Source organism: Chitinophaga sp. SYP-B3965 (assembly GCF_009647655.1).
GTDB lineage: Bacteria > Bacteroidota > Bacteroidia > Chitinophagales > Chitinophagaceae > Chitinophaga.
This window is the reverse complement of the sequence record NZ_WJFD01000005.1, coordinates 206,249-232,698: the sequence shown is the minus strand read 5'-3', so window position 1 is coordinate 232,698 and position 26,450 is coordinate 206,249. Positions and strand designations below refer to the sequence as shown.

Below are 26,450 nucleotides of genomic sequence, written 5' to 3'. Positions count from 1 at the left end.
TTCAGGCATGAAATATACAATTTACTTCTATAATGGAAAAGTAAGGTTGTTATAATTGTTCATACATCGTTGTAAACCAATGGTAGCAAAACTTTCAACAATTTCCACACACTTGTCAATCTTCTGCAAAACCACCGGTTCTTCCTGGTTGGACCACCTTCCCAATACATAATCTACCTGCCTGCCTTTGGGGAAATTGTTACCAATACCAAAGCGGAGCCGGGGATACTGATTGGTAGCGATGGACTCCTGGATGCTTGTGAGGCCATTATGCCCGGCATCGCTGCCGCCGGGGCGTAAACGGATGGATTCCAGCGGTAATGCCAGATCATCCAGGATCACCAGCATATTTTCGACGGGGATCTTTTCTTTGTCCAGCCAATACTTTACGGCTCTGCCGCTCAGGTTCATAAAGGTGGTGGGCTTGATAACTATTATTACCCTGCCTTTCCATTTGCATTCTGCCACATCCGCTAGCCGGTCACTCTTAAACACCACATTATGTTTTTGGGCAAAGGCGTCCGCAACATCAAAACCGATGTTGTGGCGGGTATGATGATACTCCGCTCCAATGTTTCCTAATCCAACAATGAGATACTTCATATACCAGGTAATTGATCCCGGTCAAAAAACAGCTATTGATCGGGATGCCAAAAATAAAAAGCCCGGCTGATATTACGCCGGGCTTTTTAATATAATTATTTTGCCAATTTATTTCTTCTTGGCATCCTTTGCTGCTTCAGCTTCTTCTTGTTTCAGCTGACGGGTCATAACCACGGAAGCAACCGGGATACGGGGAGAGTTCAGGATCTCAATTCCTTCTGCTTTAACATCAGATACACGGATGTTTGCGTTCAGGTCCAGATCAGTGATATCTACTTCCAGGTTTTCACGCAGATGTTTAGGCAAAGCCTTCACTTTCAGCGTTTTCATTTTCACTACCAGTTTACCTCCGCCTTTTACACCGATAGAAGAACCAGTAAATTTCAAAGGCATGGATGCTACCACTTTCTTACCTTCTACCAGTTCAAGGAAGTCGATGTGAGACAGTTCGTCTGTAACGGTATCAAATTGCAGATCTTTCAAAATGCAACGATAAGTTTTAGCGCCCAGTTTCACTTCAGCAATCTGGAAGTCTGGTGTGTACACTAATGTCTTAAAAGCAGTGGCAGCAGCTGAGAAGCTAACTGTTTCTGCACCCCCGTAAATAACGCAAGGCACTTGTGACTCAGAACGAAGTAAGCGGGTGGCTTGTTTGCCGAATTCGCTCCTGAGCTGTCCTTCGATGGTTATTGTTTTCATTGTTTAACTTTTATATAAATGATAAATAAACTTGTTGTTACTGCATCTTGCGCTGGGCATGCACAAATAAGCTTGTAATAGACTTATTCTCGTGCATATTCCGGATAGCTACTGCAAACAGATCTGCTACACTGATCACCTTGATCTTGCTGCTGGTATGTTGTTTCAACGGAATGGTATCACATACCACCAGTTCATCCAGCACAGAATTTTCAATGTTTTCGTAAGCCTTGCCACTGAATACAGGGTGCGTACAAAATGCTCTTACGCTCCTTGCTCCTTTTTCCATCAACAAAGCGGCTGATTTGGTGAGGGTACCTGCGGTATCGCAGATATCATCTATCAGCACAATATCCCTGTTGGTCACATCCCCGATCACCACCATAGACGCAATTTCATTTGCCCGTTTACGATGCTTGTCGCATATCACCATTTCAGCATTGAAATAGCTCGCTACTTCCCGCACCCGGGTGGTAGAACCCACGTCAGGGGACGCAAAGGTAAGGTTTTCCAGCTTTAGATTCTCTATATAGGGAATAAAAATAGCTGAACTATCCAGGTGATCCACGGGGATATCAAAGAACCCCTGGATTTGCGGAGCATGCAAATCCATGGTTATCACCCTGTTAGCTCCTGCTGCGGTGAGCAGGTTGGCGATCAGCTTGGATCCTATGGCAACCCGTGGCCTATCCTTCCTGTCCTGCCGGGCAAACCCAAAATATGGGATCACAGCCGTAATATATCCTGCGGAGGCACGTTTTGCAGCATCGATCATCAGAAGGAGCTCCATAATGTTGTCCGTAGGGGCACAGGTACTTTGTACCAGGAAAACGTAGTGGCCGCGAATACTTTCAAGGAACACCGGCTGAAATTCGCCATCGCTGAATTTCTGGATGTTGATCTTGCCAATACCGTTACCATACCTGGAGGCGATACGCTCTGCCAGAGCGGGATTACTATTTCCCGTAAAGATTTTTACAGATGGATTCATGGTTCAAGAAAAGAGGTGGCAAAACTATGACTTTATATGGGGATATGCGTAAAAAAAATCAAACAACCTTAACAATGAACAGGATACTAAAAAAATTAGTTTGTGAATTGCTAACCCAATTAGCTTTTGTATATTTGGGAAACTTGTTGTTTTTATGGATGTTAGCCCAACATTCTTACCCGGTATCAGTAATTACCTGCAGCCAAAGCGTGCATTGCCTCCTATTAAAAAATGGTCAGAAGATGACCGGCCAAGGGAAAAACTGGTTACCAAAGGCGCCCGGTCTTTAAGTCAGGCCGAGTTACTGGCCATACTTATCAATTGTGGCAATACAAAGCAATCTGCTATTGAGTTGGCCCAGCAAATATTACTGAGCTGCAGCAACGATCTTTCTGCGCTTTCCCGCATGAATGTAGAGCAGCTCATGCAATTTAATGGAATAGGTTATAAGAAAGCCACTACCATTTTGGCTTCCCTGGAACTTTCCCGCCGCAAAAAATCCCAGCTTGCATTTAAAAAGGAGGTGATCACCTGCGCCGATGATGTAGCCTCCATATTAAGGCCACTCCTCGAAGATCAATGTTATGAAACTTTTTATGTGCTCTACCTTAACCACGCTAACAAACTTCTTCATTATAATTGTATCAGTTCAGGCGGTATTACCTCCACAACCGTAGATCCCCGTTTGGTATTTCAGGAAGCGCTGTTGCAGAGGGCCACACGTATTATGTTATGTCATAATCATCCATCCGGCAGCCTGCGGCCCAGTAATGCAGATATCAATGTTACAAATAAATTAAAAGCTGCGGGTAAGTTATTGGATATCGAAGTTTTAGATCACGTGATCGTTTCTACGGAAGGGTATTTTAGTTTGAAAGAAGATGGCATGCTCTGATCCTTAACGCAGTAAAGTTGCCACCCCTTTCTGGAACACCCGGTTGCCCAATTCCGTATTGGTGTATTCAAGCACCCATGCGTAGGTACCAACACCGGCAGGAGATCCATTGATCTTACCATCCCATTTATTCATCCAGTTATGGGATTCAAAAACCAATTGCCCGTTCCGGCCAAATACACGGAACACCAGGTCTGCCGTTTTATACCCGTTTAGCGGATAGAGGAAATCGTTTATACCATCATTATTAGGCGTGAATGCTGTAGGTACTGCCACTCTGCAACTGGCCACTGCTTTAATGGAATGAAAAACAGTATCCGCGCATTGCAGATTATCTTCCACGATCAACCGTACCTGGTAAACCTGATCACGACTTCCCAGCGGATAACGGAAAGGTTGCGGATCTACCAGCCGGGAGCCAGGCCCATAGTTGAAATCCCAGCGATGCGTTACAATGTTGCCAATACTTTGATTGGTAAAAGAGGCCATATCAAGCGGACATAAAACCGGGGTGTTTACGAGGAACTCTGCTTTCAGGGTGTTATCCAGTAACATGGTTTCTGTATGATCATCCACACAAACACCATTTGAAACTTCCAGTTTTACTGTTTTCTGCCCGAACACGGTATATACTTTATTCGGTGTGCGTGTAGTCATGGTAGTGCCGTCTTCAAAAGTCCACTTCCAGTCGTTAACACCATGCGCACCGTCGTGTTGCAGGAAGATGGTGTCATATACACAATCCAGCCTTACCCTGTAACTGAACAAAGCATTGACCGTATCCTTTGTTGTGAATGGCACCACATATCCCAGTGGTGTTTGCACACTACATTCACTGATCATCGTATTACCATCATTTCCCCTGATCAGTTCAATCCGGTAATTTCCATCCAGGTAGATGGGTGCGCTGAGCACCAGTTCTATACTATCCGTTAACTGACTGTTGCAAAAAGTATTGGCCTGCACAATAGAAACTGCAGGGCCTGTACCACTCAGTTGAAAATCGCTGCCATCAGGGGCAATAGAATTACAAAGTACAGGATCGGAAAGGAGTACTTTGATCTTTGTTGGCACACATCCTACGGGAGCTATTTTATCGAAAGGCACTGCCTGCGGAATGGTTATAACAAATGGCACATCCCTGCCTGCCTGTATAGGATTATCACAGGCATCCAGCAAAGTATTGCCATCTGCCCCGTTGCGGATCCTCACGGTATAATTTCCGCCGGGCAAAGGCCTGTCCAGCGTAAGAACAACAGAATCCATATCAAAACCACCTGCACAATTCACGCCGGTTGCACTCAGCACATTTGCAGTAGCGGCACCTACAATTTCAAATTCGCTGCCATTTGCAGAAAGCGTCGTGCATTGGAAACGTTTGTTCAATTTAATGCCCACCCGGTTATTGAGGCAATGATATTTTGCGGTAAGGAATGCGCCTGGTAAGGGGTCTGTAATATTGGCGGTTCCTCCGCCAAAAGATAATTCGTAGCCGCTTTGGTTTGTTGATGTAAAATGGCTGATCATCAATAAATACTGATGCCCAACCACCAATGTGGGCATGCTGCTCCATTTTGGTTGTGAAAGTCCCTCACAGGCCATTGCAGTTGTTCCTGCTGCGGATGCTCCGGTTCCTCCGGGAATGGCGCTCCAGTTACCACCCACCTGCAAATTGGTGTTGGAATATACATCGTCTGCATTCCTGCCGGTTACGTCAAAAAGTTGCCAGTCGTAATCATCATTAAGATCGTTGGGAGTGATCGTAAAACCAAGTGTACCCGCTGTATAACAGGTGAATTTATACCAGTAGGGGTTTAAGTCTCTATACTCTACACCTGCAGGGCAAGTGGGGAGCCTGATCACTCTTCCTGCACATGCCGGCACAGACACCTGCTTCAGTGCTTTAGTTCCACAGATGGGAAAAGCGCTGCGGGGAGTCTGCCCTAATTGCGTACAAGCCTGAGCCGAAGTCCGGTTCACCGCAAATAAAAGGGGGATTATGCATATGATCAGAAAACGCATGTAATTACAGCTAGCAATATATAGATAATATATAAAGCAATAACGGCCTCTTTTGTTACATTTGCTGGAATTTTCTCTAAAAAAATAACTCATGCTCAAAATAGGCTTGTTTGGTGTAGGGCATTTAGGTAAGATCCATTTATCTCAGCTGACCACGATGAAGGATGTGGAAGTAACCGGTTACTTTGATCCCAGTGATGCCAATGCCGAAGGGGTACAAGCACAATATAACCTCAAACGCTATACTTCAGCAGAGGAACTGATCCTGGCTTCTGATGCGATTGATATTGTGGCACCTACCACTCAGCACTTTAAATTGTGCGAAATGGCTATCCGCAACGGAAAGCATGTTTTTGTGGAGAAACCGATGACCAATACGATGGAAGAAGCTAAACTGCTGGTGAAACTGGTAGAAGAAGCTAATATAAAATTCCAGGTGGGTCATGTGGAAAGGTTCAATCCGGCTTTCCTGGCCCTGAAAGGATATGACCTTAAACCCATGTTCATTGAAGTACATCGCCTCGCGGAATTTAATCCCCGCGGAACAGATGTGAGTGTTATCCTGGACCTCATGATCCATGATATTGATATTGTACTGAGCATTGTGAAGTCCAGCATCAGCCGCATTTCTGCAAGTGGTGTAGCAGTGATGAGCGACACACCTGATATTGCCAACGTACGTATTGAATTCCATAATGGCTGTGTAGCCAACCTTACTTCCAGCCGCATTTCCCTCAAAAAGATGCGCAAAATGCGCCTCTTCCAGAAGGATGCTTACATCGGTATTGATTTCCTGGATAAGAAAACGGAGATCATCAAGCTGAAAACTCCTGCAGACGAAGGTTTATTTACCCTTGATATTGAAACTAACGGCGGTAAGAAAACCATTGCCATAGATAATCCGGAGATCAAACAATCCAACGCCATCCGCATGGAACTGGAATTCTTCAGGGATAGCATCCTGGAAAACAAACCGGTGGAAGTGAATGTGATAGATGGATTCCAGGCACTGGAAGTTGCACACCAGATCCTCCAAAAGATCGGGAAAGGGCAATCAGAATAGATCAGCTGTAACAATTTTGCAATAGCATCCGTTTCATATTAAATCTCCCCCAATATGAAACATGCTTATATTATTCTCATTTGCCTGATGGTGGCAGGCGTTGCCTGTAAGAAACGCAGGACTGATCCAGCCAACGAACTGCATTATAAAGAAACACAATGTGCCAATCCATGGGACCATCAAACAGTTGCCCCGGAATCGGATACATTGAAAATAAAGAACTGGTTGCTGGAGAACGATATCACTGCATTGCGGATAACGATCACAGATTATCTGAATGTGGCAACCTGCAAAGCCTGCACCTGCCCTTCTACCAGGATAGTACAGGTATCATTTAATAACGGGGACCTTAATAAAGCAAAGGCATTAGGCTTCTATCAGCCCTGATCGGTTTTGAGGAAAGCTGCAGCAATCACGAGGTCCTGCGGTTTTGTGATCTTGATATTTTGTTCTTCTCCTTCCACCAGGTTTACTTCTTCCCCAAATCTTTCTACTACTGTGGCTTCGTCTGTAAACAGCGGATCATAGGGTTGATCGAATGCAGGTAATAATATTTCGGATAAAAAGGTTTGTGGTGTTTGAATGATCCGGAAACGGGTCCTGTCTGCCGCCATGTTTCCTTCATCGTCTACTTCACGGATGCTGTCTTTCAGTGCAATGGCCGGAACAGCGCTTCCTTTTGCCAAAGCCTGTTCATAACAGGCACGGATCAACGTTGGGCTTACCAATGGCCTTACCCCATCGTGCACAAAGATCACTGCATCCTGTTTGATCAGCTTCAAACCATTCAGTACAGAGTGGAAGCGGGTTTCTCCCCCATCCACCAGGGTAATGGAAGGTGGCCTGTCAAATGCAGTAAGTACAGCGGCAACGCTGGCTTTATGGGCTTCCGGTAATACGAGGATGATATGCATATCATCATATGCTGCCAGAAAAGCAGCGATAGTATGATACAGTACAGGTTTCCCGGCCAGTTCCAGGAATTGCTTGGGCACAGTGCTGCCCATCCGCTGACCGGATCCTCCGGCTACTATTATGGCAATTTTGCTACGAGACGACATTACAGGACGGAATTTAAAAAAGAAAAGGCAAACAGCAGCATGCTATTTGCCTTTTCAAATATGATGGCGATCGGGATCAAATGATCAGCATGGCATCGCCATAGCTGAAAAAGCGATACTTCTCTTTGATAGCCTGTTGGTAAGCTTCCATCACCAGGTCATAACCCGCAAAGGCGCAAACCATGATCAGCAAACTTGTTTTTGGCAGGTGAAAGTTGGTTACCAGTGCGTTGGGAATAGAAAAATCGTAAGGAGGATGGATGAAGGTATTCGTCCAGCCTTCTGCAGCTTTCAGGTGATTCTGTGCTGTTACGGAAGATTCTATTGCTCTAACGGTGGTGGTACCGATGGCGCAGATCTTGCGGTTCTCTTCTTTTGCTTTGTTCACGATCTTCACCGCATATTCATCAATGTGGAAATATTCCGCATCCATTTTATGCTTGCTCAGGTCTTCTACCTCAATAGGGCGGAATGTACCTAAACCGGTGTGCAGGGTTACTTCTGCAAATTTAACACCTTTGATCTCCAGGCGTTTGATCAGCTCACGGCTGAAGTGCAAACCAGCAGTAGGTGCGGCAACAGCTCCTTCGAACTTGGCGTAAACTGTCTGATAACGTTCTTTATCGTCATCTTCAGGTTTGCGCTTGATGTACTTTGGCAGCGGTGTTTCACCTAAGCTATCGAGAACAGCTTTGAACTCTTCATCATTTCCTTCGAAGAGGAAACGGATGGTACGGCCACGGGAAGTAGTATTGTCTATTACTTCTGCTACCAGGCTCTCGTCATCTCCAAAATAGAGTTTGTTACCTACCCTGATCTTACGGGCGGGATCCACGATCACATCCCACAAACGGTTCAGTTTGTTTAATTCACGGAGCAGGAACACTTCAATTTTAGCACCGGTTTTTTCTTTACGGCCATAGAGTCTTGCGGGAAATACTTTCGTATTGTTCACCACCATTACGTCTTTGTCGTTAAAATACCCCAGTACATCTTTGAAAACTTTGTGCTCGATTTTGCCAGTGGCGCGGTTAATAACCATCAGGCGGCTCTCGTCTCTTGTCTTGGTGGGATGCTGTGCGATCAGATTTAAAGGAAGATCGAACTTGAATTGTGATAATTTCATATTACGGTATGAATGAATTTTAAAGTGTGCAAAGGTACCGAATATAACGCATTGTTTCAAATAAATTGCTATCTGCCTGGAATAGCCGCTATCAAATGACGGGTGTATTCAGAGGCCGGATGATGATATACCTGCCTCGCAGGTCCCATTTCCTCAATTTTCCCCTTATTCATGACCATCATCCTGTCACTCATAAAGTGTACCACAGAAAGGTTGTGTGAGATAAATATATAGGTGAAGTTGAATTCCTGCTGCAATTGCATCAGCAGGTTGAGTACCTGGGCCTGTACACTCACATCCAGCGCAGATACAGATTCATCGCAGATAATGAACTCAGGATTCAGGGCCAATGCCCGTGCAATCACGATCCGCTGACGCTGGCCGCCGGAAAACTCATGCGGGTAACGGTCATAGTGCTCCGGCAGCAGGTTTACCTTTTCCAGTAATTCCAGTACTTTTTCCTTCCGGGCAGCATCATTTTCATATAAACCATGCACTTTCATGGGTTCCAGGATAGCCCTGCCCACTGTGATCCTGGGATTTAAGGAGGAATAGGGATCCTGGAAGATGAGCTGGATACGTTTTCGCATGCTGCGCATTTCCCGGAGAGACAAACTCCTCAGGTCCCGGCCTTTATAATAAATGTTCCCACCGGTTGGTTCTATCAGCCGGAGGAGCGTTCTGCTCAATGTTGTTTTTCCGCAACCGGACTCTCCAACCAGCCCAAGCGTTTCTCCTTCCCGCACTTCAAAGCTTACATTATCCACGGCTTTTGTCCAGCGTTCTACTTTTCCCAGGAAACTCCGCTTTTGCGGGAACCAGGTACTCAGGCCTTCTACTTTTAGTAAGGGAGGCCTGGTGGAAAGCATTTGTTCCCTGGCCAGCATTTCTGCTTCCGGGAGTTCCAGGGCCTGTACGAAAGCGCTAACGTCTGCCGCTTTCTCTGTAAGGCCGCCATCCGCACCTGTTTCCATAAAATCCCGCACAACCGGCAGGCGGCGTAAACGTTTTTCCAATGGAGGGCGGCAGGCTAATAAGCCTTTGGTATAAGGGTGTTGGGGATGATGAAAGATTTCTTCCACCGGTCCTTCTTCCACAATATTTCCTTTATACATCACGGCCACACGGGAAGCAATTTCTGCTATCACACCCAGATCATGTGTAATGAATACCACACTCATCCCCATTTCCTGCTGCAATTCCTTCAACAGGGTCAAGATGGTTTTCTGAACAGTTACATCCAAAGCGGTAGTAGGTTCATCCGCTATCAGCAAACGGGGGCTACAGCTAATAGCCATGGCTATCATCACTCTTTGCTTCTGGCCACCGGATAATTCATGGGGGTATTTATCAAAAGCCAGTTCCGGATCAGGGATCCTTACTTTCGCAAAGAGGCTGATAGCCTGCTGGCGGGCTTGTTGTTTGGATATTTTTTTATGCAGGCGAATGGCCTCCGCTACCTGGTTTCCACAAGTATGCAATGGATTCAGTGAGGTCATGGGTTCCTGGAAGATCATAGCGATTTCACTTCCCCGGAAACTGCGCATCTGCGTTGGGCTTAAACTTAACAGGTTGATGGGTGCTTTACCGGGCACGGTATAAATGATTTCCCCGCTTAAAGAAGCCTCAACTAATCTCATCAGGCTCAGGGCTGTAACAGATTTCCCGGAACCGGACTCTCCCACAATACCCACTATTTCTCCGGGTTGGATATCCAGGGAAATACCTTTAACAGCTGTAACGGATTCTCCTTCTGTATGAAAGGTGACTGTAAGATGTTGGAGCGATACTAGCGGTGCTGCACTCAAAAGAGGAGGTGTTTAACAGTCTGGTGATTATCAATAAGGTTCTGCAGGGAATCAATTCCCACTCTTAGGTGTCGCTCTACATATTCTGTTGTTACTTTTTTATCGCTTTCCTCTGTTTTCACCCCTTCCGGTACCATGGGGGAATCTGAAACAAGCAATAACGCTCCGGTTGGGATCTTGTTATAAAAACCTACGGAGAAAATAGTGGCCGTTTCCATATCTATGGCCATGGCGCGGATCTTTTCGAGGTATTTTTTGAAATCAGCATCATGTTCCCACACACGGCGGTTAGTACTATAGCAGGTACCCGTCCAGTAATCACAACCCATTTCCCGGATGGTGGTGGATATGGCTTTTTGCAAAGCAAAGGCCGGTAGTGCAGGCACTTCCGGAGGGAAATAATCATTGGAAGTACCTTCTCCGCGGATAGCTGCAATAGGCAGGATCAGATCTCCTATACTGTTCTTCTTCTTTAAACCTCCGCATTTACCCAGGAACAACACGGCCTTGGGGGAAATGGCGCTCAGCAGGTCCATCACAGTAGCGGCGCCGGGGCTGCCCATTCCAAAATTTATAATGGTGATGTCCTTTGCCGTGCAACATTGCATGGGTCTGTCTGCCCCAACTATCTTAGCGTTGTGCAGTTTGGCAAACATCGTTACGTAATTGGTAAAATTAGTCAGGAGGATATGAGAGCCGAAGTTCTCCAACTTCTCCCCTGTGTAGCGGGGAAGCCAATTAGCTACTATTTCTTCTTTCGTCTTCATAGCTTTTTTTGACAAATGAATGTAATGTTTTTTTCCGAAACAGCCACGATTCCCTAGTTTTACAACATGATCAACATCCAGTTTCCTCCCCCTGATTTTCGTATACAGGCTACTGACGGGCAAGAAATGATCTTTGACCCATTTCGAAAAAAATACGTGGTGTTAACCCCTGAAGAATGGGTGCGCCAGAATTTTCTGAACTATCTCGTAAAAAGTCTGGAGTATCCCGGCGCGCTTATGAGCATTGAAAAGGAAATGCATTTAGGTGAATTGCGCAAACGCTGTGACATTGTTATTTACAGCCGGGAAGCGGCGCCATGGATGATCGTGGAATGTAAAGAAATGGGTGTTCCGCTGGGTTTGCCGGTTCTGGAACAGATCGTGCGGTATAATATGGCATTACCGGTGCCCTACCTGGTGATCACAAATGGCAGTAATACCTGGTGCTGTAAACTGAATGCAGAAGAAGGGAATTGGGTATTTGAAACTGCGTTGCCAGAATATCCTGGTGTGCCCGGGCCTCCGGAACCAGATATCATATAAAAAAATGGCCGGCTATAAAAGCCGGCCACCAGGATATTATTAAGGGAAAATACCCAGTTGCTCATATGCTGCACCTACCTTGTCGATAGCACATACATAAGCTGCTGTACGCATATCCTTGATCTTTTTATGTTCCATTAATTTCTCACGCACTTCATGTAATGCAGTGTGCATGGTTTCTTCCAGACCGGAATATACCAGATCCACTTCATCCGCACCATGTGCAATGAACTTCCTTTCTTTTTCTGACACCTTTTTACCGGTCAGTTCTTCTATCTGGCCCAGGATGTGAATATTCATATTCTCATCAAAACGTTTGCCCAAACGGCCATAACGCACATGGCTCAGGTTCTTCAGCCACTCAAAGTAAGAAACGGTAACACCACCGGCGTTCAGGAACATATCCGGCACTACGATCACACCTTTTTTAGACAGGATCTCATCTGCTTCAGGTGTCAGTGGACCATTCGCCGCTTCGCCGATGATCTTTGCCTTGATCTTTGGCGCATTCTCTGCGTGGATCACATTCTCCAATGCTGCGGGGATCAGGATATCACATTCCAGCTCTAATCCGTCTGTATTTTTCTTCAGGTTTTTAGCACCGGGGAAATTAACGATGGAACCTGTTTCTTTGCGGAATTTCAATACTTCGTCCGGGTTCAATCCTTTAGGATTGAAGATGGCGCCATCCCATTCTATGAGGCAGATCACTTTCGCGCCTGCTTCGTGGAAATATTTGGCGGCGTGGTAACCCACGTTCCCCATCCCCTGTACGATCACTTTTTTACCTTCGATACCAGGTTCCAGTCCAAGGCGCTTCATGTCCTCTTTCACATTACATAACTCACGAAGACCATAGAACACACCAAGGCCGGTGGCTTCTGTACGGCCACGCACACCACCCTGGGAAACAGGTTTACCGGTTACACAACCGTAACCATCAATTTCACCGGGACGAAGGCTCATGTATGTATCCAGGATCCAGCTCATTTCACGTTCGCCTGTTCCATAATCAGGAGCAGGTACGTCGATGCCGGGGCCTATAAAATTCTTTTTTACCAGTTCAGCTGTGTAACGGCGGGTAATGTTTTCCAGTTGAAAAGGGGTATAGTTGCGGGGATTGATCTTGATACCTCCTTTGGCGCCGCCAAAAGGAACGTTCACGATAGCGCATTTGTAAGTCATCAGGGCGGCGAGGGCCATTACTTCATCCTGGTTCACTTCATCACTGAAACGGATACCACCTTTACAGGGTAATTTGTGATGGGAGTGTTGTACCCGGTAAGCTTCAATTACGTCAATACTGTTTCCCACTCTCACAGGGAATTTAATACGATACACAGCATTACACGCTTTGATCTGCTCCAGGATCCCTTTTTCCCATTTGGTGAACTGCGCAGCCTTGTCGAAACTTTGTTCCACGCTGTGGAAAAAGTTATAATGCTGTTCTTGTGCCAGCGCTTTAGCTTTAGCCATAAAAAACTGTTTTATGTATATTGTTTTGGTGTTGTACGATGCAGGGTTTCTAACTAATTTTCTTTCTCGAGCTTGCCGATCCTACGGTCCAGCCTTACAAGGTATAATATGATACAGGTAAATATGATCACAAGGATGCCTACAGCCACGTAAATTTTGTTGTTACTGCGGAAGAACTCATTCACAGGACCGGTTTCTGTATTCTGCTGCTGCACCACTTCATTCACTACGCGTGCAGTATCTGTTGCCTGCGCAATGGCAGCAGTGATCGGTAACATCAGGCAAACGAGCAATAAATAGCTGAGTCTTTTAGCCATGGAGGATATTTTTTAATACTAATCTTTTATAACGAGCCCGCAGTGTGTAGATCCAGATACCCAGCAAGGTCCATCCGATGAATGCAGGCCAGAGTACCATTTTGATGGTGCCTGCAGTATCCTGGGAACTAAAGCCCGGGCTGCTGGCACTACCCGGATGAAGGGATTCCACCATCCTGGGAATGATATAAGTGAGCGGAATAAGTAAAGCGAAAGCAAATACATTGAAGATGGCCGAAACCCGTGCCCGTTTATCCAGGTCCGTAAAGGAGAGCCGCAATACGAGATAAGCCATGTAAATGGTCAGTGCGATGGCAGTGGTCATTTGTTTGGGATCATTCACGATAGTGCCGCCCCAGGTATAAGTGGCCCACAACATGCCGGTAAAAAAACCCATCACGCCAAACAGTACACCAACGCTCGCAGAACTGGAAGCGCGGACATCCCGGCGAAGATCGTTTGTAGCGAGGTACCAGACTGAATTCACCACGGAAATGGTGAAGAGGGTATACATGCTCATCCACATAGGTAAGTGAAAGAAGATGCTCCGGGCAGCTTGCTGATTGTTACCGATGACCGGCACTTTGATCATAAAACCGCCTATGATTACGTATAGCAGGATAACTACACTTAAGATTTTCCACCAATGCTTTGCCATTGTTCTAATACAATATGTGGGGGCAAACCTACACGTTTTAAAGGTAACGGCAAAGCCATTTACGGATTTTGATGAACCTGCAAAAGCCCTGCGAATCCTTGAAAAACCTTTACCATAGGGAGGTTTTTGTTAAAAAATGTATGGATTATTCCTTCCAGAGATAGGGAAATAAAATCAGCGCAAGGGCTATGACCAGTACATCCATTCCTGCCAGCAGGGCGAACATGCCTGGCAGGCCGGGTTGTACCACAGGGGCAAAAGCGCTCTGCGAAATACCTGTTAGCAGCATGAGGATGGGCATCACCAGCGGAAAACCCATAATAGCCATCAGTGCAGCATTCTGGCTGGCCTGTGCCGCAATGGCGGCCAGCATGGTAAAAAGAAGGGATAAACTGATCCCGCCCAGTAATACCACCCCCAGGAAATAAAGCGGGTGAATGAGCGGGTTGCCAAGGAAAAGGATACAGCAGAGTAAGGAAACCGCGCTGAACACAATCATCAGCAGCATATTATAGAGCAGCTTGGCAGCAATAAAGTAACGGGGATGAACCAACGAATAAAAATAAAGCAACCGTCCCTTGTTCTCCTGCAGGAAGCTTTTGGCCACCGCATTAACGCAAACGAAAAGCTGCACCACCCAGAACATGGCATTCCAGATAGTATCCTCCGGTTCTTTCACCATCAGGTTGATCACAAAAACGGTAGAGAACACATACAGCAGGATGCCAAACAGCGCATGCCGCTGGCGCCATTCCAGCAGCAGGTCTTTTTTTACGAGGGCGATGATCTGGGAAAGAGGACTTTTCACGGAGGCAAAGATAATAAAACCACCTGCCCCGCATCACAATTCTAAATCCATTAACTTTAGCCCCTTATTCAAAAACAACCGGATGAAAAAGATTGTAGTAGCCAACCGTGGGGAAATAGCCCTTCGGGTTATGCGTTCAGCCAGGGAAATGGGTATAGCCACTGTAGCTGTTTTCTCAGAAGCAGACCGTGCCATGCCTTTTGTGCAGTATGCGGATGAAGCCGTTTGCATAGGGCCTGCCCCTTCCAGCCAAAGCTATTTACTGGGCGACAAGATCATTGCGGTTGCACAGCAAACCGGTGCAGATGCTATTCATCCGGGATATGGTTTCCTTAGCGAGAATGCGAAGTTTGCACAAAAAGTAACAGATGCCGGCCTCATCTTTATCGGCCCTTCTGCGGCTTCTATTGAAGTGATGGGCAGCAAACTGGCTGCCAAACAAGCCGCACAAAGTTTTGGCGTACCGATGGTACCTGGTACAGAAACGCCGCTCCGAAGTGTGGAAGAAGCAAAAGAAGTAGTGAAGAAAACCGGCTTCCCCATTCTCATTAAAGCCTCTGCAGGTGGTGGTGGTAAAGGAATGCGGGTGGTGCAGCAGGAAAGTGAACTGGAAGAACAGATCCGCATGGCTAAAAGTGAAGCCCTCAACGCTTTTGGGGATGATGCCGTTTTTATAGAGAAATATGTAGGCGCACCACGCCATATAGAGATACAGGTATTGGGAGATCAACATGGTAATTGTATATACCTGTTTGAAAGAGAATGTTCCATTCAGCGGCGCCACCAGAAACTGATAGAGGAAGCACCGTCTTCCTGTCTCACTCCGGCTATCCGTGCAGCTATGGGAAAATGTGCAGTGGATGTGGCCCGTGCCTGTAATTATTATGGAGCTGGTACCGTGGAATTCCTGGTAGATGAACAATTGAATTTTTATTTCCTTGAAATGAATACCCGCCTGCAGGTGGAACATCCTGTAACGGAAATGATCACCGGGCTAGACCTTGTGAAAGAACAGATAAGGATCGCTGATGGCGGAAAACTTCCTTTCACACAGGAAGAATTACAGATCAATGGCCATGCTATTGAATTACGTATCTGTGCAGAAGATCCTGCCAATAATTTCCTGCCGGATACAGGTAAACTGGAAACATATATCCGCCCGCAGGGGTACGGTGTTAGAGTAGATGATGGATATGAGCAGGGCATGGATATTCCTATTTATTATGATCCCATGATCGCTAAACTGATTGCCTGGGGCGCCAACCGGGAAGAAGCAAGAGAGCGTCTGCTGCGGGCTATTGATGAATACCAGGTGACGGGGATCAAAACAACACTGCCCTTCGGCAAATGGGCTTTGCAGCAAAAACCTTTTATAGAAGGCAACTTCGATACAAACTTCATTGGTAAATATTTCACTGCCGCAGCGCTGGACATTAAAGATGAGGATGCAGCCAAAGCAGCAGCTATCCTCGCAGAGCAACTGTGGAGATCTGCGGTGAAACCTTCACAGGTGGCGCCGGTTTCAACTAATGGAGAAGCTTCTCAATGGAAACAACGTAAGACCTGGCGGTAGGGGTGTTTTTTTTAAAAAGGTCCCGCCTATCAAATGAATGTTAAAATCCAGCCACCTCATGCTTTATTAACATTTCATTCGTAGTTTTGCGGCGTTTTTATGAAGCAATTGATCCTCGATATCCTGGCATATTTTCACAAGCCTTTCGCTAAGATGATGCCTTTTCAGACCTTCCGCTACCTGGTTTGCGGAGGTGGGAATACCGCTATGGACATCTTCCTGTACTTCATTAGCTTCAACTTCATCCTGCATCAGCAAATGGTGCATCTGCCATTTTTCACGATCAGTCCGCATATTGCAGCCTTCCTGATGGCTTTTGTGATCACCTTCCCTACCGGTTTCTTATTGAATAAATACATTGTATTCTCCGAATCCAATCTGAGAGGCAGAGTACAGCTTATCCGCTACCTTTTGCTGGTAGGCATTTGCTTCCTGTTCAATGTGGTGTTCATTAAATTATTTGTGGACTACTGTCACTTCTATCCTACCATTGCAAAGATCCTCACTACGATCCTGGTAGTTTGCTTCAGTTATATTACCCAGAAGAAGTTCACGTTTAAAGTGAAAGTGCAGAATTAATGTACGTTGTAAAAACAGTGCCGGCACCGGGGTTCATACAGATCCTTCTCACCTAGTAATATCGTATGTGTATCAGCGCTTTTCCGATAGGAGAAAGTGGCAATGTTCCCGCATATCACGCAAATGGCATGCAGTTTTGTGATGTAATCTGCTTTGGCTAAAAGTTGAGGAATGGGACCAAACGGTTCTCCCTGGAAATTCATATCAAGGCCGGCAACGATCACGCGGATACCGCTGAGGGCCAGCTGATCACACACATTGGGCAGCTCTGCATCAAAGAATTGTGCTTCATCAATACCTACTACATCTATGCCCTGCCCTAAGAGCAGGATCTGCTGGGAACTATCCACTGGAGTAGATAAGATCTTTGATTCATCATGGGAAACAATATTCATTTCATCGTACCGGGTATCCATAGCCGGCTTGAAAATTTCCAGGGAAAGATTAGCGATCCTGGCACGTTTCAACCTGCGTATCAGTTCTTCTGTTTTTCCGGAAAACATTGATCCACATATCACTTCGATCCATCCTCTGCGGCCTCCTGTAAGAGAAGGTTCAATAAACATATTGTAGTATTTTGATTATTAGATTATTAGGTTGTTAAAAAAAGTTTAACTTAGTGCAATTATAATAATTTCTACCAGATGGCGTTAACAGTTAAGGCATGGAAAAGATAAGTGCATTAATTGACAAATTACAGGAATTGAAAAATTCCAATGCTGGTCTGCAAACCATATCCTATTACACTCAGTTGCTACAGGCAGAGATATTACATCAACGCAATAAGCAAAAGCAACAAGAGTTAAAGGGTAACGGTCATGTAGCCACATCCCTGCCTGCCCAGGCACCACCGCCTGTAGTAGTGGCAGTAACACCTCCACCACCTGTAGTAGCAGCACCGCCGCCGGTACAAATTCCGCCACCACCACCCGTAGAAATTCCTGCTCCCCCCGCTGAAGTGATCCTGCAAACAAATGGTTATGCACCTGACCGTATTCCGGTAAAACGCAATCCGGAAGAAAGACCGGCAACCGCAACTTTGTTTGATCAATATCCACATCCGCAACCATCTGCACCACCACCACCGCCACCGCCGTCAGTGCCACAACGCTCTACGGAAAATAATACTGGCATCCGCAAAGAGCTGAATGAATTGATAGGGAAGCACAGTACTTCCCTGAATGATTCCTTACGTTCCAGCAATACAGTGGAAGTAGGTCAGAAATTAGGCGGAATGGCAGTGAACGATCTGAAGAATGCTATTGGCATCAATGATAAATTCCAATTCATCCAGGAACTCTTCCGGGGCGATAAAACCATGTATGAACGTTCCATTAAAACGATCAATGAAAGCACTTCCCTCCAGGAAGCTGAATATTGGATTGAAAGGGAACTGAAGATCAAACTGGGCTGGAATGAAACAGACGAGCTGGTGAACCAGTTCTACTCTCTCGTGAGGAAACGTTTTTCCTGAATATAATGCATGATCTTATTGGTAGCCCCCTGATGCTCTTCTACGAAGCGGCTTGCTATTTCTGTGATCTGCTGATGATAGTAGGTATCATTCAAAGCTTCAATAGCCCGGTTCAGATCATCCAGGTTATTCACCACAATAGCGCCTCTCAGCTGCACCAGTGTAACGGCTTCATTGAACTGCTCATAAACAGGCCCGATGATCACCGGTTTGGCATAAGTAGCTGGTTCCAGGATATTGTGGATCCCGGCTTTACCAAATCCTCCTCCCACATAAGAAACACGGCTATACCGGTATAAGGCAGACAGCATACCCACGTTATCTATTATCAATACCTTGCCTTTGGGTGTTCCTCCTTTCACAAAAGCAGAATAGCGGATGGCGTCAGGGAATAATTGTTCTACACGTTTCAGACGGGCCTCTGTGATCTCATGTGGCGCCAGGATCATCTGGCGGATATCCTGTGCTCCCCCATACCACCATTCGGCCAGCAGTTTTTCATCTTCTTCCCAGGTGCTGCCAGCCACCATTACTTTGGGCACTTTGATAAAACGTTCTATTTCAGGTAGTACCACCGGGTTCTCCCGCAGGGCCCATACCCTGTCAAACCGGGTATCTCCGGCCAGCGTAACCTGCCGGACACCAATATTGTGCAAAAGGGTCAAAGAGCCTTCATTCTGCACAAAGAGATGGTCCATTCCCTTTAAAAGCTTCCGGAACAGGCCACCATACCATTTAAAGAAGATCTGGTGCTCCCTGAAAATGCCGGATATCAGCAGAACGGGCACATTTCTGGCATTTAAGCCGGATAAATAGTGGTACCAGAACTCATATTTAATGAAGATGGCGAGCTTTGGCTGTACGGCAGAAAGGAAACGCCGGGCATTTTCCGGGGTATCTAACGGCAAATAACACACGTAATCTGCTCCTTTATAATCTTTTCTCACCTGGTAACCAGAGGGGGAAAAGAAGGTGAGCAGGATACGAAAACCGGGGTATTGCTGGCGCAATTCCTCCAAAACAGGCCGCCCCTGCTCGAACTCCCCCAATGAAGCAGCATGCACCCAAATAACAGGTACATCCCCTTTCATGGCGGCTTCCAGACCAGACCACATACCTTCGCGCCCTGCTAACCACAGCTGCGCTTTCTTGTTACCACCAAACTTTGCGGCCAGTCCCAGGAAAAATCTGTAAAGACGTATGCCCGTATTGTAAATGAGAATCGATAAACCCACAGAATTGATACTTAACTCAATAATTCGAATATCTCACAAAGATAGTCCTCCTGCCTATCCCAAAATTTGTAAATTTGCGGACTCAAAAAAAGATACCCTACATGGTTCCTATTCAGATGGTGGATCTCAAACGCCAATATAGTAAGATTAAGCCGCAGGTTGACGCAGCCATTCAGGATGTGCTGGAAAGTGCTGCCTATATAAACGGAGCGCCCGTACAGCAGTTTTCCCAGGAACTGGGGCAGTACCTTGGTACCAAACATGTAATACCCTGTGCCAATGGCACAGATGCGCTGCAAATAGCCATGATGGCACTTGGATTGGAGCCAGGTGACGAAGTGATCACTCCTTCCTTTACTTTTATTGCCACCGCTGAAGTAATTGCCCTGTTGCGCCTGAAACCGGTTTTTGTAGATATTGACCCGCAGACCTATTGCATTGATCCTGCGGCAATTGAAAAAGCCATCACGCCTAAAACAAAAGCAATCGTGCCGGTTCACTTATATGGCCACAGTGCGGCTATTGAGCCTATCATGGAAATTGCCAGGAAACATAACCTCTACGTGATCGAAGATAATGCCCAGGCTATCGGCAGCCACTACACGACGAAAGATGGCACCACAAAGAAAGTAGGCACCTTTGGCCATATTGGCTGCACCTCCTTCTTCCCTTCCAAAAACCTGGGATGTTATGGAGATGGTGGCGCCCTTTTCACAGATGACGACGCCCTGGCGGCAAAGATCAGGATGATAGCCAACCATGGCCAATCCCAACGTTATTATCACGACGAAGTAGGGGTAAACAGCCGTTTGGATACCCTCCAGGCAGTAGTGCTCCGCATCAAACTACAGCTGTTAGACCAGTATATTGCAGCCCGCCGCGCCGTAGCTACTGCCTATGATACTGCTTTTGCCGGTATGTCACAGATCGTAACACCTTTCCAGGCAACGAATCAATTGCACGTGTTCCATCAATATACTATGCAACTTAATGGAGCAGACCGGAATAAATTACAGGCTTACCTGCAGGAAAAACAGGTGCCAGCCATGATCTACTACCCTGTGCCGGCCCACCGCCAGAAAATGTTCGCTGGTATGGTGGATCCCAATCTGTCCCTCCCTGTTACAGACAGCCTGACCGGTAAAGTGATATCACTTCCCATCCACACAGAGATGGACCAGGATCAATTAACGCTCATCACAGATTCAGTTAAATCTTTTTTAAACTAAGCCCCACATGAAGATTACCGTTGTTGGGACCGGATACGTTGGACTCGTTACCGGTACCTGTTTTGCCGAAACTGGCAACCAAGTTACTTGTGTTGACATAGATGTTACCAAAGTAAACAAACTCTCCGCTGGTCAGATCACGATCTACGAACCAGGCCTCGAAAAATTATTTGAAAGGAACCTCAAAGAAGGTCGCCTTAGTTTTACAACTGACCTTGAAAAAGGGATCAGCGAAGCACAGGTGATCTTCCTGGCTTTGCCCACACCTCCCGGAGAAGACGGTTCTGCAGATCTTTCTTACATCCTTGGCGTAGCTGAAAAGTTAGGCGGTATGCTGAAGGATTACAAAGTGATCGTAGACAAGAGCACTGTACCGGTAGGTACAGCAGATAAAGTAATTGCCGCTATCGCGAAAAATGCTAAGGTGGAGTTTGATGTGGTATCCAATCCTGAATTCCTCCGGGAAGGCGTGGCTGTGGAAGACTTCATGAAACCGGACCGTGTGGTGATCGGTACACAATCAGACAGAGCCCGTAAAGTGATGGGAGATCTGTATGCACCTTTTGTACGCCAGGGTAATCCAATCATCTACATGGATGAAAAATCTGCTGAGCTCACCAAATATGCTGCAAACTCTTTCCTTGCTACCAAAATATCTTTCATGAACGAGATCGCCATCCTTTGCGAAAAGCTGGGAGCGGACGTTGATATGGTACGCAGAGGTATTGGTAGCGACGACCGTATTGGAAAACGCTTCCTCTTCCCCGGTATCGGATATGGCGGCAGCTGTTTCCCTAAAGATGTTCAGGCGCTGGTAAAATCTTCCCAGGAAGTGAATTATGCCTTCAAGATCCTGGATGCCGTAATGGATGTGAATGAGAAACAAAAGTTATTCCTCCTGCCAAAGATCAGCGCTCATTTCGATGAAAACCTCAAAGGGAAACACTTTGCACTGTGGGGGCTTGCCTTCAAACCCAATACAGATGATATCCGTGAAGCTCCGGCTTTATATATCATTGATGCATTGGTAAGCGCCGGTGCTACCGTTTCTGTATTTGATCCGGAAGCTATGCCGAATGTAAAAGGTGTGATCGGTGATAAAGTAGTGTATGCAGAAAATCAGTACGCCACACTGGAAAATGCCGATGCCCTGATCATTGCAACAGAATGGAGCGTGTTCCGTACACCGGATTTCGACAAGATTGCCACTACCTTGAAACATAAAGTTATCTTTGACGGCCGGAACCTGTTTGATGTTGCACGCATGCAGGAACTTGGTTTCTATTATGAAAGCGTAGGCCGCCTGCCTGCCAAATCTTAAATCCCTGGCTGAATATGACTACTAAAAGAGTATTGATCACCGGTGCTGCCGGATTCCTTGGTTCCCATCTCTGCGATCGTTTTATCAAAGAAGGATACCATGTAATTGCCATGGACAACCTGCTAACGGGGAATATCAAAAATATTGAACATCTTTTCCCCCTGAAGAATTTTGAATACCATCACCACGATGTTACAAAGTTTGTGCATGTAGCGGGAGACCTGGATTATATCCTTCATTTTGCTTCTCCCGCCAGCCCCATAGATTACCTGAAAATGCCTATCCAGACATTGAAAGTGAGCTCTTTGGGTACGCACAACCTGCTGGGCTTGGCCAAGGATAAAAAGGCCCGCATCCTGGTAGCCTCTACCTCTGAGGTATATGGCGATCCTGCCGTACATCCGCAACCGGAAGAATACTGGGGAAATGTGAATCCCATCGGCCCGCGTGGCGTGTACGATGAAGCCAAACGTTTTATGGAATCCATGACCATGGCATACCATAATTTCCATGGCGTGGATACCCGCATCATCCGGATCTTCAATACTTACGGTCCCCGTATGCGGCTGGATGACGGACGTGCTTTGCCAGCTTTCATGAGCCAGGCGCTTACCGGTCAGGACCTCACTTTATTTGGCGATGGTTCCCAAACCCGTTCTTTCTGTTATGTAGATGATCTCGTAGAAGGCATTTACCGCCTGCTGCTGAGTGATTATCACTTGCCGGTGAACATTGGTAATCCTGTGGAGATCACCCTGCTGCAATTTGCACAGGAGATCGTTGAACTCACAGGCACTAATCAGAAGATCGTTTACCGTCCTTTACCAACTGATGATCCCAAACAACGGAAACCAGATATCACCAAGGCTAAAGCTTTGCTGGGCTGGGAACCGAAAGTAGACCGGAAAGAAGGTTTGAAGATCACATACGAATACTTTAAACAGGCTTTAGGTAAATAGAATTGACAATGAAAAGTTAACGGTAAGGTCATGCTACATGCGTTGATCTATTTTTAACTTTTCATTTTTTATTTTCCTCCATACATTGAATTATGAAAAGAACACTTCTTATTACAGGTGGCGCCGGCTTTATCGGCTCACATGTTGTCAGGCTCTTTGTTAATAAATACCCCGCATACACTATAGTAAATGGTGATAACCTCACTTATGCAGGCAATCTGGAGAATCTGAAGGATGTTAAAGACCTCCCCAATTACGGCTTTGAAAAAGTAGACATCACGGATGAAAATGCCGTGAATGCACTTTTTGAAAAATATGCGTTTGATGGTGTGATCCACCTGGCAGCTGAAAGTCATGTTGACCGCTCTATCCTTGATCCGCTGGCTTTTATCAAGACCAATGTGCTGGGAACGGCGGTATTGCTGAATGCCTGCAGAAAATACTGGCAGGATAATATGGAGAACAAACGTTTCTACCATGTGTCTACAGATGAAGTATTCGGCTCGCTGGGTGAAGAAGGTTTTTTTACAGAAGAGACCGCTTATGATCCCCGCTCTCCTTATTCCGCCTCCAAGGCCAGTTCCGACCATTTTGTAAAAGCATATTACCACACTTACAAGATCCCGGTTGTATTGAGTAACTGTTCCAATAACTATGGCTCTCATCACTTCCCGGAAAAACTGATCCCGCTGGCCATCCACAATATCAAAACGAACAAGCCGGTGCCTGTTTATGGTAAAGGTGAGAATGTGCGTGACTGGCTGTTCGTAGAAGATCATGCCCGTGCAATTGATACCATCTTCCATAATGGCCGCATTGGTGAAACTTACAACATCGGCGGTTTCAATGAGTGGAAGAACATTGATCTCATTCATCTTTTATGCGAGGTGATGGATCGTAAACTGGGCCGGCCGGCCGGTACTTCCGCACAGTTGATCACATATGTGAAAGACCGTGCCGGTCACGATCTCCGTTATGCTATTGATGCTACCAAGCTGAACAAAGAACTGGGATGGGCGCCAAGCCTGCAGTTTGAAGAAGGCCTGGAGAAAACAGTAGACTGGTACCTGGCCAACGAAGAATGGCTGCAACACGTTACCAGCGGAGCTTATCAACAATTTTACGAAACACAATACCAGAAAAGATAATGCCTTTTATAGAAACAGGAATTCCTGACCTCCTGATCTACGAACCCAAAGTTCATGGAGACAGCAGAGGTTATTTTTTTGAATGTTATAATGCCAGTACTTTCCGGGAAGAAGGTGTGGAGATCGTATTTGTGCAGGATAACCAGGCCCGTTCTACTTATGGTGTATTGCGTGGCCTGCATTTTCAGCAGGAACCACATGCACAAACCAAACTGATCCGTGCACTGGAAGGTTCCATCCTGGATGTGGTGGTAGATCTGCGCAGGGGTTCCCCTGCTTACGGCAAAGTATATACGATTGAACTATCTGCAGAGAACAAACGCCAGCTGCTGGTACCTAAGGGGTTTGCGCACGGCTATTCTGTGCTGAGCCCTACTGCCGAGGTAATGTATAAATGCGATAATTTCTATCATAAGGCCAGTGAAGGCGGTCTGATCTATAATGACCCTGCCTTGAATATCGATTGGGGCATTCCTTTAGCGGAAGCCATTGTTTCTGAAAAAGACCTGGTATTACCGGTCCTGGCAGACTGCCAGCACAATTTTGTTTATAAGTCATAATTATCTGAATTCATGAAAAACATCCTGGTAACAGGCGCCAATGGCCAATTAGGCAACGCGCTGCAATCCATCGCCGCTCAGTATCCTGATCTTTCTTTTTTATATACGGACAGGGAAGAGCTGGATATTACAGATGCTGCCGCCGTTAAAGATTTCTTTGGCCGGCAAACGATAGACGCGGTGATCAACTGTGCTGCCTACACGGCCGTCGATAAAGCAGAACAGGATGAAGAAGCAGCTTTCCTGCTTAATTTCCAGGCGCCCCTGATCCTTGCGGAAGTGAGTGCTGAACACAACACTACTTTTATTCATGTTTCTACGGACTATGTTTTTGATGGTAATGCCAACCGTCCTTACCAGGAAACAGACGACGCCTCTCCCCATGGGATCTATGGCGCGTCCAAACTTCGCGGGGAAGCTGCCGTACTGGGTTATCACCCCAATGCTGTGGTGATCCGTACTTCCTGGCTCTACTCCCGCACCGGCGTTAATTTTGCGCTCCGCATGCAGCAGCTGATGCAGGAAAAAGAAAGCCTGAATGTGGTATTTGACCAAACGGGCACGCCTACTTATGCAAATGACCTGGCTGCAGCTATCTTAACTATCCTGCAACATCCGGATGGGATCACCGGCGGTATATATCACTATAGCAACGAAGGTGTTGCCAGCTGGTACGACTTTGCAGTGGCCATTAAGGCCCTTACGGGCTCCAAATGCGTTATCAAACCCGTTACCACGGATCAATACCCCACCGCAGCAAAACGCCCCGCTTACAGCGTTCTAAATAAAGGAAAAATAAAAGCATCCTTTGGGTTGGAAATACCGTATTGGAAGGACAGTTTGGCAGTTTGCCTGGGGAAATAGGGGTTAACTGACTATTTTCCCGTCTTTCATGACCAGCTGGCGATCACTCAGTGTAGCCAGTTCCTCATTATGGGTAACGATGATGAAGGTTTGTTCAAACTGGTCGCGGAGTTGCAGGAAAAGCTGGTGCAGCTCCCTGGCATTGTGAGAGTCCAGGTTACCGGTCGGTTCATCTGCCATGATCACAGCCGGGTTATTGATCAGCGCTCTGGCTACCGCCACTCTTTGCTGCTCTCCCCCGGAAAGTTCTTTAGGACGGTGTTCCATACGGTCTTTGAGGCCCAGGGTTTCCAGCAGGAAGGCGGCCCGCTCTTTAACAGCGCTTTTACGGGCACCGGCAATGTACCCGGGGATACAAACATTTTCCAGTGCGGTGAATTCCGGCAAAAGGTGGTGGAACTGGAAAATGAAGCCGATGTGGCGGTTACGGAAGTCTGCCAGCCGGTTACCTTTCAGGCTGCTGGTTTGAACGTCGTTGATAAAGATTTCCCCGTTGGTAGGGCTGTCCAGCGTTCCCAGGATGTGCAGCAAGGTACTTTTGCCGGCTCCCGAGGAACCAACAATGGTCACTATTTCACCTTTACTGACAGAAATATCCACTCCCTGGAGGACCTGCAGATTGGAATAATTTTTGGTAACATTGCGGGCAGTAAGCATATCCGAACAAAGTA

28 protein-coding genes are annotated in these 26,450 nt (G+C 46.4%); 13 read left to right on the top strand and 15 right to left on the bottom strand.

Features of this window, described 5'->3' with window-relative positions; translation table 11 throughout:
- Positions 1-27 precede the first annotated feature (27 nt).
- The 3 genes from pth to GFS24_RS24225 form a co-directional block, all read right to left on the bottom strand.
- The gene (gene pth / locus GFS24_RS24235) at positions 28-603 is read right to left on the bottom strand and encodes an aminoacyl-tRNA hydrolase (RefSeq protein ID WP_153664158.1); all 576 of its coding nucleotides are present in this window, start codon (positions 601-603) and stop codon (positions 28-30) included.
- A gap of 108 nt (positions 604-711) precedes the next feature.
- Complete coding sequence (locus GFS24_RS24230) at positions 712-1,302, bottom strand: 50S ribosomal protein L25 (protein ID WP_153664156.1); 591 nt, start codon at positions 1,300-1,302, stop codon at positions 712-714.
- A 37-nt stretch (positions 1,303-1,339) separates the two neighbouring features.
- On the bottom strand, positions 1,340-2,293 hold the full coding sequence (locus tag GFS24_RS24225; protein WP_153664154.1) for a ribose-phosphate pyrophosphokinase: 954 nt from the start codon (positions 2,291-2,293) through the stop codon (positions 1,340-1,342).
- Positions 2,294-2,447: 154 nt separating this feature from the next.
- Between GFS24_RS24225 and radC the strand changes: the two genes are divergently transcribed.
- Positions 2,448-3,188 (top strand): DNA repair protein RadC, encoded by a 741-nt coding sequence (gene radC / locus GFS24_RS24220; protein WP_153664152.1) that lies wholly within the window; start codon positions 2,448-2,450, stop codon positions 3,186-3,188.
- A gap of 3 nt (positions 3,189-3,191) precedes the next feature.
- On the opposite strand, the gene GFS24_RS29510 is transcribed toward radC, so the two are convergent.
- Positions 3,192-5,168 (bottom strand): gliding motility-associated C-terminal domain-containing protein, encoded by a 1,977-nt coding sequence (locus tag GFS24_RS29510; protein WP_173003179.1) that lies wholly within the window; start codon positions 5,166-5,168, stop codon positions 3,192-3,194.
- A 133-nt stretch (positions 5,169-5,301) separates the two neighbouring features.
- Between GFS24_RS29510 and GFS24_RS24210 the strand changes: the two genes are divergently transcribed.
- Together GFS24_RS24210 and GFS24_RS24205 are read left to right on the top strand one after the other, a co-directional pair.
- Entirely contained in the window at positions 5,302-6,273 is a 972-nt protein-coding gene (locus tag GFS24_RS24210; RefSeq protein ID WP_153664148.1) for a Gfo/Idh/MocA family protein, read from the top strand.
- 54 nt (positions 6,274-6,327) lie between these two features.
- Positions 6,328-6,660 carry a hypothetical protein gene (locus GFS24_RS24205; RefSeq protein WP_153664146.1) on the top strand — a complete coding sequence of 111 codons (333 nt, stop codon included), beginning with the start codon at positions 6,328-6,330 and terminating at the stop codon, positions 6,658-6,660.
- On the opposite strand, the gene GFS24_RS24200 is transcribed toward GFS24_RS24205, so the two are convergent.
- The 4 genes from GFS24_RS24200 to GFS24_RS24185 form a co-directional block, all read right to left on the bottom strand.
- Positions 6,651-7,334, bottom strand: a complete 684-nt coding sequence (locus GFS24_RS24200; RefSeq protein WP_153664144.1) for a 2-C-methyl-D-erythritol 4-phosphate cytidylyltransferase — start codon at positions 7,332-7,334, stop codon at positions 6,651-6,653. The genes GFS24_RS24205 and GFS24_RS24200 overlap by 10 nt on opposite strands.
- 76 nt (positions 7,335-7,410) lie before the next feature.
- The gene (queA, locus tag GFS24_RS24195) at positions 7,411-8,460 is read right to left on the bottom strand and encodes a tRNA preQ1(34) S-adenosylmethionine ribosyltransferase-isomerase QueA (RefSeq protein ID WP_153664142.1); all 1,050 of its coding nucleotides are present in this window, start codon (positions 8,458-8,460) and stop codon (positions 7,411-7,413) included.
- Positions 8,461-8,528: 68 nt separating this feature from the next.
- Positions 8,529-10,268 (bottom strand): ABC transporter ATP-binding protein, encoded by a 1,740-nt coding sequence (locus GFS24_RS24190; RefSeq protein ID WP_153664140.1) that lies wholly within the window; start codon positions 10,266-10,268, stop codon positions 8,529-8,531.
- Positions 10,265-11,035, bottom strand: coding sequence for an AMP nucleosidase (locus tag GFS24_RS24185; RefSeq protein ID WP_153664139.1), 771 nt, complete (start codon positions 11,033-11,035; stop codon positions 10,265-10,267). The genes GFS24_RS24190 and GFS24_RS24185 overlap by 4 nt, the downstream gene beginning before the upstream one ends.
- A gap of 66 nt (positions 11,036-11,101) precedes the next feature.
- Between GFS24_RS24185 and GFS24_RS24180 the strand changes: the two genes are divergently transcribed.
- A complete protein-coding gene (locus GFS24_RS24180) occupies positions 11,102-11,578 on the top strand; it encodes a type I restriction enzyme HsdR N-terminal domain-containing protein (RefSeq protein WP_153664138.1) in 477 nt (158 codons plus the stop codon).
- 39 nt (positions 11,579-11,617) lie between these two features.
- Here GFS24_RS24180 and GFS24_RS24175 read toward each other — a convergent pair whose 3' ends face one another.
- From GFS24_RS24175 to GFS24_RS24160, 4 genes are all read right to left on the bottom strand, one after another.
- Positions 11,618-13,054 (bottom strand): Glu/Leu/Phe/Val dehydrogenase, encoded by a 1,437-nt coding sequence (locus GFS24_RS24175; RefSeq protein ID WP_153664136.1) that lies wholly within the window; start codon positions 13,052-13,054, stop codon positions 11,618-11,620.
- Between the two features lie 53 nt (positions 13,055-13,107).
- Positions 13,108-13,371 carry a CcmD family protein gene (locus GFS24_RS24170; RefSeq protein ID WP_153664134.1) on the bottom strand — a complete coding sequence of 88 codons (264 nt, stop codon included), beginning with the start codon at positions 13,369-13,371 and terminating at the stop codon, positions 13,108-13,110.
- Complete coding sequence (gene ccsA, locus GFS24_RS24165) at positions 13,364-14,029, bottom strand: cytochrome c biogenesis protein CcsA (RefSeq protein WP_153664132.1); 666 nt, start codon at positions 14,027-14,029, stop codon at positions 13,364-13,366. Before ccsA ends, GFS24_RS24170 begins: the two co-directional genes overlap by 8 nt.
- 145 nt (positions 14,030-14,174) lie before the next feature.
- Positions 14,175-14,837 carry a heme exporter protein CcmB gene (locus GFS24_RS24160; protein ID WP_371731314.1) on the bottom strand — a complete coding sequence of 221 codons (663 nt, stop codon included), beginning with the start codon at positions 14,835-14,837 and terminating at the stop codon, positions 14,175-14,177.
- An 82-nt stretch (positions 14,838-14,919) separates the two neighbouring features.
- Between GFS24_RS24160 and accC the strand changes: the two genes are divergently transcribed.
- Positions 14,920-16,410 (top strand): acetyl-CoA carboxylase biotin carboxylase subunit, encoded by a 1,491-nt coding sequence (gene accC, locus GFS24_RS24155; RefSeq protein WP_153664130.1) that lies wholly within the window; start codon positions 14,920-14,922, stop codon positions 16,408-16,410.
- Positions 16,411-16,509: 99 nt separating this feature from the next.
- On the top strand, positions 16,510-16,989 hold the full coding sequence (locus tag GFS24_RS24150; RefSeq protein ID WP_153664128.1) for a GtrA family protein: 480 nt from the start codon (positions 16,510-16,512) through the stop codon (positions 16,987-16,989).
- On the opposite strand, the gene GFS24_RS24145 is transcribed toward GFS24_RS24150, so the two are convergent.
- On the bottom strand, positions 16,986-17,555 hold the full coding sequence (locus tag GFS24_RS24145; protein ID WP_153664126.1) for a thymidine kinase: 570 nt from the start codon (positions 17,553-17,555) through the stop codon (positions 16,986-16,988). The two genes, GFS24_RS24150 and GFS24_RS24145, sit on opposite strands and share 4 nt — an antisense overlap.
- Positions 17,556-17,653: 98 nt before the next feature.
- Here GFS24_RS24145 and GFS24_RS24140 point away from each other — a divergent pair, with 98 nt between their 5' ends.
- The gene (locus tag GFS24_RS24140) at positions 17,654-18,463 is read left to right on the top strand and encodes a hypothetical protein (protein WP_153664124.1); all 810 of its coding nucleotides are present in this window, start codon (positions 17,654-17,656) and stop codon (positions 18,461-18,463) included.
- Here the strand turns inward: GFS24_RS24140 and GFS24_RS24135 are convergent.
- Positions 18,433-19,698 (bottom strand): glycosyltransferase N-terminal domain-containing protein, encoded by a 1,266-nt coding sequence (locus tag GFS24_RS24135; protein ID WP_153664122.1) that lies wholly within the window; start codon positions 19,696-19,698, stop codon positions 18,433-18,435. The genes GFS24_RS24140 and GFS24_RS24135 overlap by 31 nt on opposite strands.
- Positions 19,699-19,799: 101 nt before the next feature.
- Here GFS24_RS24135 and GFS24_RS24130 point away from each other — a divergent pair, with 101 nt between their 5' ends.
- The 6 genes from GFS24_RS24130 to rfbD all read left to right on the top strand — a co-directional run bounded on the left by GFS24_RS24130 (position 19,800) and on the right by rfbD (position 25,779).
- Positions 19,800-20,927 carry a DegT/DnrJ/EryC1/StrS aminotransferase family protein gene (locus GFS24_RS24130; RefSeq protein WP_153664120.1) on the top strand — a complete coding sequence of 376 codons (1,128 nt, stop codon included), beginning with the start codon at positions 19,800-19,802 and terminating at the stop codon, positions 20,925-20,927.
- A 7-nt stretch (positions 20,928-20,934) separates the two neighbouring features.
- Positions 20,935-22,248 carry a UDP-glucose/GDP-mannose dehydrogenase family protein gene (locus tag GFS24_RS24125; protein ID WP_153664118.1) on the top strand — a complete coding sequence of 438 codons (1,314 nt, stop codon included), beginning with the start codon at positions 20,935-20,937 and terminating at the stop codon, positions 22,246-22,248.
- 14 nt (positions 22,249-22,262) lie between these two features.
- Entirely contained in the window at positions 22,263-23,207 is a 945-nt protein-coding gene (locus GFS24_RS24120) for a UDP-glucuronic acid decarboxylase family protein (protein WP_153664116.1), read from the top strand.
- A 92-nt stretch (positions 23,208-23,299) separates the two neighbouring features.
- The gene (rfbB, locus tag GFS24_RS24115) at positions 23,300-24,355 is read left to right on the top strand and encodes a dTDP-glucose 4,6-dehydratase (protein ID WP_153664114.1); all 1,056 of its coding nucleotides are present in this window, start codon (positions 23,300-23,302) and stop codon (positions 24,353-24,355) included.
- Positions 24,355-24,915, top strand: a complete 561-nt coding sequence (gene rfbC / locus GFS24_RS24110) for a dTDP-4-dehydrorhamnose 3,5-epimerase (RefSeq protein WP_153664112.1) — start codon at positions 24,355-24,357, stop codon at positions 24,913-24,915. Before rfbB ends, rfbC begins: the two co-directional genes overlap by 1 nt.
- Before the next feature lie 12 nt (positions 24,916-24,927).
- The gene (gene rfbD / locus GFS24_RS24105) at positions 24,928-25,779 is read left to right on the top strand and encodes a dTDP-4-dehydrorhamnose reductase (protein ID WP_153664110.1); all 852 of its coding nucleotides are present in this window, start codon (positions 24,928-24,930) and stop codon (positions 25,777-25,779) included.
- A gap of 3 nt (positions 25,780-25,782) precedes the next feature.
- On the opposite strand, the gene GFS24_RS24100 is transcribed toward rfbD, so the two are convergent.
- Positions 25,783-26,436: an ABC transporter ATP-binding protein gene (locus tag GFS24_RS24100; protein WP_153664108.1), complete on the bottom strand. Its 654-nt coding sequence runs from the start codon at positions 26,434-26,436 to the stop codon at positions 25,783-25,785.
- Positions 26,437-26,450 lie beyond the last annotated feature (14 nt).